The organism is Gryllotalpicola ginsengisoli DSM 22003, assembly GCF_000419445.1.
In the GTDB taxonomy this organism is placed as follows: domain Bacteria; phylum Actinomycetota; class Actinomycetes; order Actinomycetales; family Microbacteriaceae; genus Gryllotalpicola; species Gryllotalpicola ginsengisoli.
Window position 1 is genome coordinate 1 of sequence record NZ_AULK01000005.1, and the last position, 14,461, is coordinate 14,461.

Annotated in this window: 17 protein-coding genes and 1 tRNA gene; 5 read left to right on the plus strand and 13 right to left on the minus strand. The window is 71.4% G+C overall.

Features of this window, described 5'->3' with window-relative positions; translation table 11 throughout:
• Positions 1-263 (minus strand): transposase (locus H563_RS0109925; protein ID WP_155865171.1); only part of this gene is annotated, 263 nt, incomplete at its 3' end.
• A gap of 28 nt (positions 264-291) precedes the next feature.
• Between H563_RS0109925 and H563_RS0109930 the strand changes: the two genes are divergently transcribed.
• A complete protein-coding gene (locus H563_RS0109930) occupies positions 292-1,230 on the plus strand; it encodes an LLM class F420-dependent oxidoreductase (protein ID WP_022882456.1) in 939 nt (312 codons plus the stop codon).
• Positions 1,231-1,333: 103 nt separating this feature from the next.
• Here H563_RS0109930 and H563_RS0109935 read toward each other — a convergent pair whose 3' ends face one another.
• A complete protein-coding gene (locus H563_RS0109935; protein WP_027479313.1) occupies positions 1,334-1,996 on the minus strand; it encodes a dihydrofolate reductase family protein in 663 nt (220 codons plus the stop codon).
• A gap of 95 nt (positions 1,997-2,091) precedes the next feature.
• On the opposite strand from H563_RS0109935, the gene H563_RS0109940 reads away from it, so the two are divergent.
• Positions 2,092-2,523 (plus strand): VOC family protein, encoded by a 432-nt coding sequence (locus H563_RS0109940; protein ID WP_022882458.1) that lies wholly within the window; start codon positions 2,092-2,094, stop codon positions 2,521-2,523.
• A 47-nt stretch (positions 2,524-2,570) separates the two neighbouring features.
• Here the strand turns inward: H563_RS0109940 and H563_RS0109945 are convergent, their stop codons facing one another.
• From H563_RS0109945 to galU, 9 genes are all read right to left on the minus strand, one after another.
• Positions 2,571-2,843: a hypothetical protein gene (locus H563_RS0109945; protein ID WP_022882459.1), complete on the minus strand. Its 273-nt coding sequence runs from the start codon at positions 2,841-2,843 to the stop codon at positions 2,571-2,573.
• Between the two features lie 260 nt (positions 2,844-3,103).
• Positions 3,104-3,176, minus strand: a tRNA-Ala gene (locus tag H563_RS0109950).
• 76 nt (positions 3,177-3,252) lie between these two features.
• A complete protein-coding gene (locus tag H563_RS0109955; RefSeq protein WP_022882460.1) occupies positions 3,253-3,597 on the minus strand; it encodes a PRC-barrel domain-containing protein in 345 nt (114 codons plus the stop codon).
• Positions 3,584-3,991, minus strand: coding sequence for a hypothetical protein (locus H563_RS0109960; RefSeq protein WP_022882461.1), 408 nt, complete (start codon positions 3,989-3,991; stop codon positions 3,584-3,586). The genes H563_RS0109955 and H563_RS0109960 overlap by 14 nt, the downstream gene beginning before the upstream one ends.
• A complete protein-coding gene (locus H563_RS0109965; protein WP_022882462.1) occupies positions 3,988-5,214 on the minus strand; it encodes an Nramp family divalent metal transporter in 1,227 nt (408 codons plus the stop codon). Before H563_RS0109965 ends, H563_RS0109960 begins: the two co-directional genes overlap by 4 nt.
• Positions 5,211-5,675, minus strand: a complete 465-nt coding sequence (locus H563_RS0109970; RefSeq protein ID WP_022882463.1) for a hypothetical protein — start codon at positions 5,673-5,675, stop codon at positions 5,211-5,213. The genes H563_RS0109965 and H563_RS0109970 overlap by 4 nt, the downstream gene beginning before the upstream one ends.
• 81 nt (positions 5,676-5,756) lie before the next feature.
• Positions 5,757-6,938: a hypothetical protein gene (locus H563_RS0109975; RefSeq protein ID WP_022882464.1), complete on the minus strand. Its 1,182-nt coding sequence runs from the start codon at positions 6,936-6,938 to the stop codon at positions 5,757-5,759.
• A 230-nt stretch (positions 6,939-7,168) separates the two neighbouring features.
• On the minus strand, positions 7,169-7,825 hold the full coding sequence (locus H563_RS0109980) for a GNAT family N-acetyltransferase (protein WP_022882465.1): 657 nt from the start codon (positions 7,823-7,825) through the stop codon (positions 7,169-7,171).
• A 145-nt stretch (positions 7,826-7,970) separates the two neighbouring features.
• Positions 7,971-8,954: a UTP--glucose-1-phosphate uridylyltransferase GalU gene (gene galU / locus H563_RS16110; protein WP_022882466.1), complete on the minus strand. Its 984-nt coding sequence runs from the start codon at positions 8,952-8,954 to the stop codon at positions 7,971-7,973.
• Positions 8,955-8,993: 39 nt separating this feature from the next.
• Between galU and H563_RS16115 the strand changes: the two genes are divergently transcribed.
• From H563_RS16115 to mscL, 3 genes are read left to right on the plus strand one after another with little or no spacing between them, the layout of a single operon-like run.
• On the plus strand, positions 8,994-9,641 hold the full coding sequence (locus H563_RS16115; protein ID WP_022882467.1) for a 5-formyltetrahydrofolate cyclo-ligase: 648 nt from the start codon (positions 8,994-8,996) through the stop codon (positions 9,639-9,641).
• Positions 9,642-9,650: 9 nt separating this feature from the next.
• Complete coding sequence (locus H563_RS0109995) at positions 9,651-9,911, plus strand: FmdB family zinc ribbon protein (protein WP_022882468.1); 261 nt, start codon at positions 9,651-9,653, stop codon at positions 9,909-9,911.
• 40 nt (positions 9,912-9,951) lie between these two features.
• Positions 9,952-10,365, plus strand: a complete 414-nt coding sequence (gene mscL, locus H563_RS0110000; protein WP_022882469.1) for a large conductance mechanosensitive channel protein MscL — start codon at positions 9,952-9,954, stop codon at positions 10,363-10,365.
• Between the two features lie 41 nt (positions 10,366-10,406).
• Here mscL and H563_RS16120 read toward each other — a convergent pair whose 3' ends face one another.
• Together H563_RS16120 and H563_RS0110010 are read right to left on the minus strand one after the other, a co-directional pair.
• Positions 10,407-10,598, minus strand: a complete 192-nt coding sequence (locus H563_RS16120) for a hypothetical protein (RefSeq protein ID WP_022882470.1) — start codon at positions 10,596-10,598, stop codon at positions 10,407-10,409.
• A gap of 41 nt (positions 10,599-10,639) precedes the next feature.
• Positions 10,640-14,392, minus strand: a complete 3,753-nt coding sequence (locus H563_RS0110010) for a DEAD/DEAH box helicase (protein WP_027479315.1) — start codon at positions 14,390-14,392, stop codon at positions 10,640-10,642.
• Between the last annotated feature and the right edge of the window lie 69 nt (positions 14,393-14,461).

Below are 14,461 nucleotides of genomic sequence, written 5' to 3' on the forward strand. Positions count from 1 at the left end.
CGGATCTCGACCGCCGCCTCACCGAGCGCCTGGGTCAGCTCCGCGACCTCCGCCTCGAGCTGCTGCTCCCGGGTCGAGGGCCCGTTCTTGCCCGCCGCGAGACTCGTCTTCCCGGCCTCGAGGAAGTCCGCCTTCCACCGGCCGATCGACTGCTCGCTGACCTTCTCGCGCCTGGCCGCCTCGGCGATCGTCATCTCGCCGGCGAGGATGCTCAGCACGATCCTCGTCTTCTTCTCCACCGGGATCACAGGTGGTCTTCCCATGTCGAACTCTCCGCTCAGGACTCAATCAATGGTCCTGCCACAAAGTCTGACGCGCGACAACTTCAGCTACCCCGGCGGCCCCGCCACGCTGTTCGACACCGTCGTCGCCCAGGCCCGCGAGGCCGAGGCGAGCGGCTTCGACACCGTGCTCGTGATGGACCACTTCTACCAACTGCCCGGCATCGGCACCCCCGACCAGCCCATGCTGGAGGCGTACTCGACGCTCGCCGCGCTCGCGGCGTCCACGAGCACCATCCAGGTCTCCGCGCTCGTGACCGGCAACACCTACCGCAATCCGGCGCTGCTGGCCAAGACCGTCACCACGCTCGACGTGATCAGCCACGGCCGCGCCATCCTCGGCATCGGCGCCGGGTGGTTCGAGCTCGAGCACGAGCAGCTCGGCTTCGACTTCGACACCTTCACCGAGCGGTTCGAGAAGCTCGACGAGGCGCTGCAGATCATCCATCCGATGCTGCGCGACGAGCGGCCCGAGTTCACCGGCAAGTGGTACCGGGTGCACGGGGCGATGAACGTGCCCCGCTTCCGCGACAGCATCCCGATCATGCTCGGCGGCCAGGGCGAGCGGAAGACGTTCCGGCTCGCGGCCCGCTTCGCCGACCACATGAACATCATCGCCCCGCTCGACGAGCTGCCCCGCAAGGTGCAGGTGCTCCGGCAGCGCTGCGAGGAGATCGACCGCGACCCGGCGACGCTCAAGACCAGCTACCTCACCAGCGTCGTGCTCGTCGAGACGCAGACCGAGGCCGACGCGATTCTCGAACGGATGCCTGAGGAGCGCCGCGCCCGCGCCTTCGTCGGCACCGCCGAGGTGATCGCGGACCGCATCCGGAACGAGATCCTCGGCGCCGGAGTCGACGGGGTCATCGTCAACGCCCCGCTCAACGGCCACGAGCCGGGCGTCGTGACCCGGCTCGGCCAGACGCTCGCGCCGCTCGTCGCGCACTGAGTGCACCGACGGGGCGCGAGGAACCGCCGGCGCGGCATCCGTGCGCCTCAGACGCGACGCGTCAACCGCGACGCGTCAACCGCGACGCGTCAACCGCGACGCGTCAACCGCGACGCGTGAGCGTCAGGTGAGTGACCCCGCTCGGGCTCGAGACGGCCTCGACGGCGTAGTCCGCCTCGAGCCCCTCGAGCCCGTCCCACAGCCGGGTGCCGCGGCCGAGCACGATCGGCACCAGCACCAGGTGCAGGTGATCGATGAGCCCCGCCGCGAGGAATTCGCGCACCGTGGTCGGCCCGCCGCCGATGCGCACGTCGAGTCCGCCGGCGGCCTCGCGCGCGAGTTCGAGCGCCCGCTCGGGTGAGGCGTCGACGAAGTGGAAGACCGTGCCTCCCTCCATCTCGAGGGACGGCCGCGGGTGGTGGGTCAGCACGAACACCGGGGTGTGGAAGGGCGGGTTCTCGCCCCACCAGCCGCGCCATTCGGCGTCGGTGCCGAGGTCGGTCCACGGCCCGGTCTGCGGCCCGAACTTGCCCCGGCCCATGATCTCGGCGCCGATGCGCGGGAACCACTGCGCGGTGAACGCGTCGTCGACGCCCGTCGTGCCGCCCTGCCGGCCGAAGAGATCCTCGTTGCCGGTGCGGGTGGCGAACATCCACTCGTGCAGGCGGCCGCCGGCGTGACCGAACGGGGCGTCGAGGCCGAGCCCCTCGCCGGTGGCGAAGCCGTCGAGCGAGATCGAGAAGTTGTGCACGCGCACCCGCGACATGCCGCCCATGCTCCAGCCGGCGGTCGCGGTTTGCAAGGCTTTGGCGGAAGCGGACCGGCGGTGCCCGTCGACCGAGCTGGCGCTAGTGTGCAAGCATGCAGGGGTTCGAGAAGCCGATCGGCACGACGCTGCAGCTCCAGGTGGGCGACCTCGGGCGAGCGCGAGCGCTCTACGACGCGCTGATCGGGGCCGAGCCCGAGTTCCAGCCGCACGAGGATTTCGTCGAGTACCGGCTCCAGGGCGAGGTGTGGTTGCAGCTCGTCGTCGTGGACGAAGTGCGCCCGCTCACCAACCGCATGAGATTCGGCGTGACGGATGCGCGCGCCATGCACCGCGCCGCGGCCGAAGCCGGCCTCACTCCGGGCCCGCTCGAGTCCCTGCCCGGCGTGGTGCGCTACTTCAACTTCGACGACCCGTGGGGCAATCACCTGGGCTACTACGAGGAACTCGCAGCCCCCGCCGACGCATCCGTGCCCGGCGGCAGCGTGCACGACGACGCTCTCTTCGTCGTGGACGACGAGGGCTGAGCGCGACTCTGCGCAGCCTTCCGGATTGAAACGGCTCCCGTGCCGCGTCAGGCCGGCGATGAATCCGTGTCGTCGGCCCCGTCGTCGACCTCGTCCACGCTCACGGGGACGGCGCCGCCCGGCATCTGAGACCCCGGCGCCGGCGCGCCCAACACCGGCGCGGCGTCGCGATTCCCGGTCTTCTCGTCCATGTGCTCCGGCGCGTCGGCGTCACCGTCAAGACCTTCCACGATGCCGTTGGTCTGATCGAACGGGTGAGCCGCATCGGATGCCAGCTCGCTCAGGTTCTTCTTGCGCTCATCGTTCTCTGTGTCGCTCATGCGGCCATCGTTTTCCCGCTCCCGCGTCACGGCAACCCCATTGACAACGCGGCCGCCCGCGAGCCGAACCTGGGGAGCGATGAAGCCACGGTTGACGTGCGACAACCACGGTTGTCACAATCGGGAGGCGATCCAGAAGATGATGGCGGCCGTCTAATCGGCGTGCTCGTCGACAAGCGGTGAAGGCGCAGGTGGGGACGACGAGCAGGTGCCTGACGCAGAAAGTCCCGGTCGAAGAACTTCTGACCGGGACTTCTCGGTGGACCCTAGGGGATTCGAACCCCTGACCTTCTCATTGCGAACGAGACGCGCTACCAACTGCGCCAAGGGCCCGAGTGCCTGAAAAGACTATCACGGGCGAAACGGCCGTTCTGACCAGAGCGCCCGGTCCACGGCGGTCCACGGCAGCTCAGTCCGGCAGCTCCGGCGAGTACCGCCGCGCGCCCGCCCGCAGCACGATGTCATCGCCCACCCGCTCGACGTCGCGCCACAGCACCAGCACCGTGCCGCGCTGCCGCCACTGCAGGAAGCGGGCGATCACGGCCGGCCGATTCACCCGGGTGCGCTCGTAGCCGAGGAACGACTCGCGCGTGTGCGGGCTGACCAGAAGGCCGTGCACGACGGGATCCGCCAGCGCCGCCGTACCACTTGCCGCCGGCGGCCCGTCCAGCACGAGGCGCACGTCGACGACATGGCCGACGAACGAGCCATCCGCCTCTCTCAGGTCCCGGCCCAGCAGCTCACTCAGGCGCATGCCGGCCTCCCGGAATGCGCGCGATGATGCGCTCGCGCACCCAGCGCTCGGTCCAGCTCGCCTCGTACTCGTCGGCGGGCTTCACGACGTGCACGACCGCGTCGAGATCGGATACGTCCCGCCACGGCACCTCGTCCTGCCGGTCGCGCCGCACCCGGCCGCCGAAGATGCGCGTCATCAGCAGCGGCCCCGACAGCAGCGCCCGCACCCGCACCGGCGCATCCGGGTCGGGTCGGTCGCCCGGCTCGACGCCGTCGAGCTCCAGGTCGTCGACGGTCGCGAGCGGCACCTCGTCGGGGTCGACGATCTGCCGGTCCAGCAGGTGCAGCCGGGCATCGAGCACCCGCCCGCGCACCGAGGTGTCGCGGGGCAGTTCGTGCGAAGAATCCGTCATGCGCCCATCCCCGACACGATCATCAACGGGATCGCCGCGACCGACGCGACCACGATGATCGCGAGATAGATCAAGCCGATCGCATTCGTGCCTTTGCCGTTCACGTCCTCCCCCATGTACTCCGGGTCGTTGGCCACAAGCAGGATCGGCAGGTAGGTCAGCGGCAGCGCGAGCGCCGAGAACACCACCGAGAACTCGGTCACCTGCACCGGGTCGACGCCGGTGGCGAGCACGCCGAGCCCGATCAGCAGCGACACGATCATCACCAGGTGGAAGCGCGAGGCCTGCGCCGGCTTGCGGAACTTGCCCCACGGCCAGCCGAAGTACTGCGCGATCGTGTACCCGCTCGACAGGCACGTCTCGAGCGCGGCGCCGAAGGTGGCGGCGACCATGCCGAGGATCACGATGATGAGCAGCACCGTGCCGCCCGCCTGCGCCACCGGCATCGCCACCTGCGACAGCGATTCGACCTGGATGCCCCGCGGCAGCATCACGAGCGTCGCGCACACCGCGATCGACAGCGACAGCAGGCCGCCGAGCGGGAAGCCGACGAACACGTTCGCCCGCGACTCGCCGAGGTCCTTCTTGCTCCAGTGCTCCTCGCGCGCTCCGGAGGAGAAGAAGAACACCTCGTACGGCGTCATCGCCGCGCCGAACAGCGCCACGGCGTAGTACCAGTACGTCGACGGATGCTCCGACTGCGGCACCTTCGGCACGGCCGACTGCACGAGGGCGCCCCAGTCCGGCTTCAGCAGGAAGACGGCGACCGCGAACGCGACGAGGCACAGTCCGAGCAGTCCGACGACGTTCTCCATCACCTCGAAGCCCACCCGCCACAGGACGAGCCACACCGCGAACGCGGCGACGGGCATCCACAGCAGCGGCTCGATGCCGCTCGCCAGCTGCATCGCGAGCGCGATGCCGCCGACCTCGGCCGTCAGCGTGAGCAGGTTGATGAAGAACGACGCACCGAGGTTGGCGAGGCTGAGCCCGGGCCCGAGCCGTTCCCGGATGATCTCGAAGGTGGCCCGCCCGCTGATGGCGGCCACCCGGCCCGACATCTGGGCGAAGACGATGATGCCGATCACGCCGATCGGCAGCACCCACGCGAGCGACAGGCCGAAGCGCGAGCCGACCACCGCGTTCGTGACCAGGTCTCCGATGTCGACGAAACCGCCGATGGCGGTGAGGATGCCGAGGAAGATGCCGAGGACCTTGCTCACGACTTCTCCCCCGCCTGCCGGGTGATCCCGTCGCGCGCCTTCGACACGGCGTGCTCCGCCCGGCGCAGCTCCGTGATCGCCTGCGACCAGCGCACGCCCGCGTCGCCCGAGGCCGCTGAGCGCGCGTCCTGCAGCGCGTCGTCGAGTTGCGACATCGCGTCGCCTGCTCGCTGCCGCCAGCGACGCTCACGCACCGTGGCCGGTTCGAGCGAGCCCAGCGAGTCCTGCTCCTGCTCCAGCGAGGTCAGCGCGTCGTCGACGGCGGTCTCGGCGTGCGTCGACAGCGACTTGCCGGAGCGCAGCTGGGTGAGCGCGAGCAGCGCCGTCTGCGCGGCGCTGTCGGCCGAGTCGAGCCCGCGCTCCACCTGTCCGGCGATGCCGCCGGAGGTCGGCACGCACCCCGTCAGCGACAGCGTGGCCGCGACGGCGGCGGCCACGACCAGCAGGCGAAATCGGCGCATATGCGTAGAGAAGTACCCGAGCGCACGGCCCGCCACACTTCTCCCGCCGGCCCCGCGCCCTCGCGGCGCGGCCGGCGCGGGTCAGCCGGCGCGGCGGCGGGCCAGGGCCTGGTCGAGATCGAGGGCCGGCGCGCCCTGCTCGGCCACGATGCCCATGCGGGCATATTTCGACAGCGGGGCGGATGCCGCGGGCGCGGCCTGCGCGGCCGGGTTCTCGCCCGCCGTCCGCTTCGCGGCGTCCTCGGCGTGGGCCTGCGCCGTCTTCGCCTGCTCGGGCGTGCTGCCCGCGGCTGCAGGTCGGAACTTCGCCACGAGCGGGTTGCGCTCGGCCTCGAGCCGGCGGGCGCGCTCCTCGAGCTCCGCGCGGTTCGCCGCGCGGCGCAACTCGGCAGCGGCCGAGATCGACGCCATCGTCGAGGCCGCCACGGTGCCGCGGGAGAGGTGCAGCGGGCGCGGCAGCGGCCGCGGGGTCCACGGCTCGGACTCCTCGAGCTCGACCTCATCCTCGGGCGCCTCGGCGGGCGCTTGGCCGGCGTGCTCGGCGTGGTCGTAGAGCGCCGCCGGGGCCGCGGCGCGGCGCGCCAGGACGCGGGTCTCCTTGCGCGCCTCGGCGACGCGCGCCGCAAGCCGGCCGTGCACGACGAGGGCGCCGAGGCTGAGTGCTGCTCCGAGGAGCAGCGGGGCGACCAGCCATCCGCTCACCGCGCCCACGATCATGAGCACGACGCCCACGGCCAGCACGCTGGTGGCGACCATGCGGCCGCGTTTGACGCTGCGCGCGACGGTCGCCGGCAGGACGGCGCCGGCCGCGCGGGCCTTGCGCTCGGCGGCCTCCACCCGCTCGCGGGTGGCCTGGATGCGGGCGCGGGCTTCGGCGGCGGCCCAGGCACGGGCCTGCGCGGCGGCCTCGGCCTCGGCGCGCTGCTGAGCTTCTGCGGCGGCGCGGCGTTCGGCGAGGGCCCGCTCTTCGGCAGCGGCGAGCGCGGCGGCGCGCTCCTTCGCCTCGGCGATGGCGCGCTGCTGCACCTTGCGCAGCCGCTTCTGCTGTTCCGCGACGGTGCGGGCGTTGGCCTCCACGTGGACCTCCTCGGGTACTTCGGCCGCCTCGGCGAGAATGCGCAGCGTCTGCTGCAGGCGCACCGCGTTGCGCTCGGTGGCCATGTACTCGCGGCGGCGCAGCCAGGTCGGCACGAGATAGACGAGCCAGAGCAGCGCGGCGAGCGCCATGACCACGCCGCCGCCCAAGAGGTTCCCGTCCACCATGTCGTCAGAGTAGGTGCGCCGTGGGCCCTCACGGGGGAAATTACACGCGTGTCATTCTTGTTGTCGCGCCGGTCCCCGCCCGGCGCGAGTCGTACCGGGATTCGCCGTCACGCCGCCGAATCCCGGACTCGCCTTGGGCAGGCACGGCCCGGCGCGAGTCGTACCGGGATTCGCCGTCACGCCGCCGAATCCCGGACTCGCCTTGGGCAGGCACGGCCCGGGGGCGACGACTACTTGATGACGGGCAGCGGATGCTCGGCGGCGCGCACGTCGACCTCCGGTCGCTGCGCGACGAGGGCCGGCACGGCCCCGTCCTTCCAGCGGCGCAGCACCCCCTGCCGCACCTCCTCGACGACGAGCGCGAAGCAGAAGTGGTCGCGCCAGTCCCCGTTGATGTGGATGTACCGGCGCCGCAGCCCCTCGTACCGGAACCCGAGCTTCTCGACGACGCGCAGCGAGGGCTTGTTCTCGGGCCGGATGCAGATCTCCATGCGGTGCAGCCCGACGGTGAAGAAGCAGTGGTCGGTGACGAGCGCCACCGCGGTCGGGGTCGCGTTCTTGCCGGCGAAGCGCTCCGAGACCCAGTATCCGATCGTCGCGCTCGACAGTGAGCCGTACGAGATCGACGAGACGTTCAGCTGGCCAGCGAGCTGCCCCTCGTACTCGATGATGAACGGCATGCCGTGCCCCGCCCGCGAGTTCGCGAGCAGGGCACGGATGCTGCCCCGGGTGTCGAACCCGGAGGGGCCGTTCGGGTTCGTCGCCTCCCACTGCCGAAGCCAGGCGCGGTTGTCGAGCAACTCGCGCTCCAGGGCGCGGGCGTCCCGCACCCGCACCGGGCGCACGGTGACCGGCCCGTCGCTCAGGGTCGGCAGATAGAGGGCCATGCCGTTCAGGCTATCCACACCTGAGCGAAGGTGTGCGGATGCCTGCGGCGGCGGTTCGCCGGAGGGTCAGCTCGCCCGGGCCCGAGGTCGCCGAGTGTCAGGGCGCCCGCGCGACACGGCGCCTGCGCGTCAGGCCGCTCGGACCTCAGGCGTTCTCGAGCGCGCTGTCCTGGTCGACGACCGGGATCGCGCCCGTGCTCGGCTCGGGCAGCTGGTCGCCGGCCGGGATGTCCTGCGGCAGCTGGGCCGCGTACTCCTTGAGCCATTCGCGGAAGTCGGGCCCGAGGTCCTCGCGGTCGGCGGCGATGCGCACGATGGCCTTGAGGTAGTCGAGCCGGTCGCCGGTGTCGTAGCGGCGGCCACGGAAGACGACGCCGTAGACGCCGCCCATCCAGTCGGGCCCCTCGGCGAGCTCCTGCAGGGCGTCGGTCAGCTGGATCTCGCCACCCTTGCCCGGCTTGGTGTGCTCGAGGATGTTGAAGATCTCGGGGCGCAGCACGTAACGGCCGATGATGGCGAGGTTGCTCGGCGCGTCCTCCGCCTTGGGCTTCTCGACCATGCCGGTGATCTTGACCACGTCGGGCTCGTCGGTCTCGACGACCGCGGCGGCGCCGTAGAGGTGGATCTGGCTCGGGTCGACCTCGAGCAGCGCCACGACGGTGGTGTGCCGCTTCTCGGCCACCTCGAGCATCCGCTTCAGCAGCGGGTCGCGCTGGTCGATGATGTCGTCGCCGAGCAGCACCGCGAACGACTCGTTGCCGACGTGCGGGCGGGCCCGCAAAACGGCGTGGCCGAGGCCCTTCGGGTCGCCCTGGCGCACGTAGTGCACGTCGGCGAGCTCCGTGGAGAAGTTGACCTTGCGCAGCTTCTCGACGTCGCCCTTCTTCTCGAGCTGGGCCTCGAGCTCGGCGGCGCGGTCGAAGTGGTTCTCGAGGGCGTTCTTGTTCCGCCCGGTGACGAGGAGGACATCGTGAAGTCCTGAATCGACGGCCTCCTGCACGACGTACTGGATCGCAGGGGTGTCGACCACCGGAAGCATCTCTTTCGGCATCGCCTTGGTCGCGGGCAGGAACCGCGTGCCGAGGCCTGCAGCGGGAATGACGGCCTTCGTGATCGATGAGTTCACCATGCCCCCAGGGTAGCGATCGGGCGACCCTACAATGTGCCCATGCCCGGAGACGAGATCAGCAACCGCAAGCGTGCTCTGCGGGCGGAATTGCGGGAGCGCCGACGCAACAGGCCAGGCCCGGCGCGGGAACGCGACGAGGTGGGGCTCACCGAGCGCCTGAAAGAGCTGGTCACCCGTCTGGGGGTCAGTTCGCTGTCGGCGTACTTGTCGTCGACCACCGAGCCGAACGTGCGCCCGTTCCTCAACTGGGCCAGGGAGAACGGGATCCGAACTCTTCTGCCGATCTCCCGACAGGACGGTCTGCTCGACTGGACCACCGGCGACGGGGAGAGCGAGACCGAGAGCTTCCTCGGCTGGCCGGAGGCGACGGGCGAGTTGCTCGGTCCGATGGCGATCAACGACGTGGACGTGATCCTGGTGCCGGCGGCCGCGGTCGACCGCTCCGGCATGCGGCTCGGGTGGGGCCGCGGATACTTCGACAAGATGCTCGGCAGCATGGGAAAATGTCCCCCGGTATTCGCCGTGCTGTTCGACGAGGAACTCGTGGACGACGTGCCCCGTGAGCGCCATGACGTACCGGTCGACGGGGTCGTCACCCCGACCCGCATCGTCTGCCTCTCGCAGCGTGCACAGGGATTGGGCCTCGACTCCGAGGCGGCGGCTCGGCCCACCGACGCGACCACCTGACGAGGAGCCATGCCCACCTATTCCTACGCCTGCACGGCCTGCGGCCACCGCTTCGACACCGTGCAGTCCTTCTCCGACCCCACGCTCACCGAGTGCCCCAGCTGCGGCGGGGCGCTGCGCAAGGTCTTCGGCCTGGGCAGCGTCACCTTCAACGGCTCGGGCTTCTACCGCACCGACTCGCGCACCGGGTCGGGTTCCACGCCGTCGTCCGCCGCACCGGCGTCGTCCGGCTCGAATGCTTCGTCATCGAGCGCCCCTGCGGCATCATAAGGAACATTGAGCGGCACAAACTGACCTGAAGGGGGACCAGATGCTCAAGGGGTTCAGGGATTTCATCCTGCGCGGCAACGTCATCGACCTCGCGGTCGCGGTCGTCATCGGCGCCGCGTTCACCGCGATCGTCACCGCCGTGGTCAACGGTTTCATCAACCCGCTGATCAGCGCGCTGTTCAACGCGAGCGACCTGAGCAAGGCCCTGATCGTGCAGATCCCGACCGTCTCCGGCGGGCACTCCGACCTCTCCTTCGGCATGATCATCGGCGCGATCATCAACTTCCTGGCCGTGGCCGCCGTCGTGTACTTCGTCATGGTCCTTCCGATGAACCACGTCAAGGAGCGCCTGGAGGCCCGCAAGGCCGCCGGCACCCCCGCCGAGGAGCCGGCCCCGACCGACGTCGAGCTCCTCGCCGAGATCCGCGACCTCCTGAAGGCCCGCCAGCCGTAAGCCGCGACCCCCGATCCGCTGCCCCCGTGCCGGGGCGGGCCTCAGCGCCTGCCCCAGTGCGGGGGCAGATCTCGTCTCAGGCGCTCGTCGTTGGAGTCGTCGCGCTCGCCCCGCTCCTCGGGCGCCTCGGCGCGCGGCGGCAGGGCGGGCGCCGGGTCGCTCCCGGGAGCGCCGGGGCGCACCACGCGGCGGTGGCGCCGCCGTGCCGGCATCCGTTCGTCGCTCTCGCCCATCCCCTCCAGCGTAGGCGAGACGGATGCCCCGCCTCGCGGCGCTACGGCAGCGTGATGGGCGCGGTCTCCGGCGCCGACTGGTCGGCCGCCCCGATCAGCCGAGCCACGCGCGCGGCGATCGCCTCGGGGTCGGCGAACAGCTCGAAGCTGTGCACGCGCAGGTAGTGCCAGCCCAGGCGGCGCAGCAGTTCGGGCCGCAGCCGCAGCGACTCGCGCAGCGAGCCCTGGCCGACGATCTGGTCGGTCTCGACGACGACCGCCTTGGTGCCGTACGAGGCGACCAGCGGCAGGGCGCCGCGGTACCCGAGCCGCACCGACAGGCCGCGCCGCTCCAGCCGCGTCTTGAGGTCCACGAGCAGCGGTTCGGTGGTCTCGGGGGCGTCGGGCAGCGAGGCGTCCATGTCGGCGGCCTCGGCCAGCACGTGGGCGAGCGCGACCATGCCGTGCGGCATCCGCTGATCGTCGATGTCGTCGGGGCGGAAACAGGAGACGATGTCCAGGGAGCGACGGGCGCGGGTCAGCCCCACCGCGAGCAGCCGCTCGCCGCCGGGGGCGGCGAGGGCGCCGAGGTTCGACAGCAGGCGCCCGTGCGGGGTGCGGCCGTAGCCGATGGAGAAGATCACCCGGTCGCGGCTCTGCGCCGTAGCCTGGTCGAGCGTGACGACGGTGAACGGCTCGGCCTTGTCGGCGAGGATGAAGTCGGTGAGGTCCTGGCGCTGGCCGAACACCCGCAGCACCGCCTGGTGCACGCGCACCGCGTGCCGCGGCGAGGCGGTGACCACCATGAGCGACTCGCGCGGCCGGTTCACCGCGTGGTCGACCACGAGCTCGAGCACCTTCGCCACCTCGGCGTCGACCGACTCGACCGCGCCCGAATCCGGGTCGGGCAGCCCGAAGCCCTCCTTGACGAGGTGCAGGTTGAGCGAGCCGTGGCCGAGGTACGTGCCCGCCCACGGCAGCGTCTCGATCTTGCCGCCGTAGAAGCGCCGGTTGACGAGCTCGGCGAGGTCGTCGCCGCCCGCCCGGTACGAGCGGGTCAGGGTGAAGACCGGCAGCAGGTCGGTCAGGCGCGCCAGGGTCGAGCTGCCGTGCAGCGCGTCGACGTCGACCTCGTGCGAGGTCTCGGCGCTCTCGGCGACGGCCGTCTCGAAGGGGGTCGGGGTCTGCGTCACCGGGTCGCCGAAGGCGACGAGCTGCCGGGCACGGCGGATCACCCCGATGTTCTCCGGCAGCGTGCAGGCGCCCGCGTCGACGATGAACACGGCGTCGAAGTCGAGGTCGTCGGGCAGCTGGGCGACGGTGTACGGGCTCGCGAGCCAGACCGGCGCCAGCATCCGCCCCAGCCTGGGCGCCGCGCGGGTCAGCGCCGGGGCGGTGACCCGGTCCCCGCGCAGCAGACGCTTGAGCGCATCCGCCTCATCGGGGTTGTCGACCACGCCGATCCGCCACGCCTCGGCAAGCTGCCAGGCGAGCTGGCGCGCCGTCGACGACGCGTGCGCCTCGTCGACGAGCCGGAAGTCGGCCTCGAGCCGGTCGAGCACGCTCGTGTTGCCGCCGAGCAGCGCCCGGTCGTCGGAGAGCATGTGCTCGAGCACCGACTGCCACCACGCGAGCTCGAGCTCGGCGGGGATCTGCGCCTCCTTGACGTGCCGCGCGCCGAGGTCGGCCAGCAGCGGGTCGAGGTTCACCTCGCGCAGCTGCTGAATCAGCTCCGTGCGCTGCTGCAGATTGGCGAGCACCTCGCTGTCGGCCGCGAGCCCCGCGATCTGCGCCTTCAGCTGCGACAGCGGCAGCAGGGTGAGGGAGGCGGGCGTGCCGGCGCGCGCGAGCGGCTCGTCGAGGCTGGCGAGATCGGATGCGACGCGCTGATACGCCACCTGCACGTCGGCGATCCCCACCGGCACGGCCGGCGGCGCGCCGGCCTCGGCGTAGCGCTGCCACAGCGTGCGCTGCTGCTGGATCTTCAGCAGGCTCTCGTGCATGTCGCCGACATGCACGCCGGGCCGCACGTACTCGTGTGCGAGCTTGCGCAGGCGGCGCCGGTCGCCGGCGCTCATGCCCACGTCGCGGCGGCCCGAGGTGGCGTTCACCAGCTCGGTCAGCGGCCGGTCGAAGACGGAGGGCTGGAACTTGTCGAGCGTCTCGCGCAGGTCGGCGAGCAGGCGCAGGTAGACGCCCAGCTCGGCGATGTTCTCGAACGGGCGCAGCTTGGTGGAGGCGACGAGCTTCTGGGCGCGCTCGATGAGGCGGGGCAGTTCGACGGCGTGCAGCTTCTTGGCCAGTTCGTGCGCGGCCTCGCCGTCGGCGGGGGTGTGGAAGTGCGCGCCGTACCAGGGCGAGTCGTCGGGGCCGTAGCGGAACTCGCCGAGCCGGGCCGCCTTGACCAGGGTCTGGGCGGCCTCGCGCCTGCTGTGCGCGATGGCGCGCAGCGAGGGCAGGTCGAGGCGCGCCGTCGTGGCCGGAGGGGTGGGCAGCAGGGCGAGGCGGGCGAGTTCTTCGAGCGCGTCGAGCACGCTGACCCCGAGCTGCGGGTCCTTGTGGGTGAGGGCGCCGCGGTAGTCGAGGAGCACCTTGCGCAGCCGCACCAGGGCGTCGTCGACTTCGGCGACGTGCGGCTGTTCGGCCTTCTCGTTGCGGGCGATCGCGGTGATCAGGTCGCGGCGCAGCGTCTCGGGCCGCACCGCAACGCCCTCGAGCCCGACCTGGGCCAGGCGGAAGGCGATGCCGTCGAGGCTCGAGCGGCGCGGGCTCGCCACGAGCACCCGCTTGTTCTTCGCCACGAGCGCGCCGAGCGCGTTGACGATCGTCTGCGTGCCGCCGGTGCCGGGCAGGGTCTTGACGATGATCGAGTTGCCCGCGGCGATCTGCGCGACCACCGCGTCCTGCTGCTCGTCGGAGTCGAGCAGCAGCGTGTCCATGGCGGGCGGGCGCGCGTCCTGGCCGGTGAGCGGGGCCGGCTCGTAGGCGGCCTCGATCTGTGCGCGGGCGGCCGGGTTGCCGGCGAGCGCGTCGAGCATCGGATGCTGCAGCCGGGCCGCATCCGCCAGCATCGTGCCGGCGACGTCGGCGAAGCTGGAGACGACGAGCCGCGGCTGCACCTTGAACCACGGCAGTTCGGCCGTCAGGGCGCGCAGGCGGTCGATGACCGGCTGCGGCTTGAAGGCGCCGGAGCCGTGCGCGAGCCCGGCGAGCTCCTCGGGGTCGAGCGCGATGTCGAACTGGGCCTTCAGGGCACGGGCGAGCTCGGGGTTGAGGAAGGGCTTGCCGCGCAGCTTCAGCTCGAAGTCGCGGCCGTAGCGGCGGATCGCCAGCGGCCGCAGCAGCACGGGCGCGAGGAATTCGTCGCCGTCGAAGCGCCAGGCGGCGAGACCGACCGCGAGGTGCACGGCGTCGATGCCGCGCACGCTGCGCAGTTCGATGCCCTTGTTGGTGATGGCGCTGGCCGCGACGCGCGCATTGCGCAGCGCGAGCTCGTCGCGGATCAGGCTCGACAGCAGGGTGCGCTCCCCTGTGATGAACGTCGGCATTCCGCCGGGATGCGTCGAGGTCAGCTCGATGCGGGTGCGCGGCTCGTCGGAGAAGTGCAGCAGCGGCGAGCGGCCGCCGAGGCTCGCGATCTCGCGGCGCCACTTCGTCCAGGCGTGCTCGGCGACGTTGCCGACCTGCACGCTCGGGTCGCCGGTCGTGAGCAGCGCCGGAGCGGCCCCGGTCTGCAGCGGCGGATTCAGGGCGTCATCGCGCGCGGAATCCGCGGTCGCGCCACCCGGCGCGCTCTTCCTCTCGATGCCCCACACGGCGATCACCCTATGGCGGGCGTCCCCGCATTCCTGGTATTAGCGCCGAGTTTCGCGCCAATCGGGGGC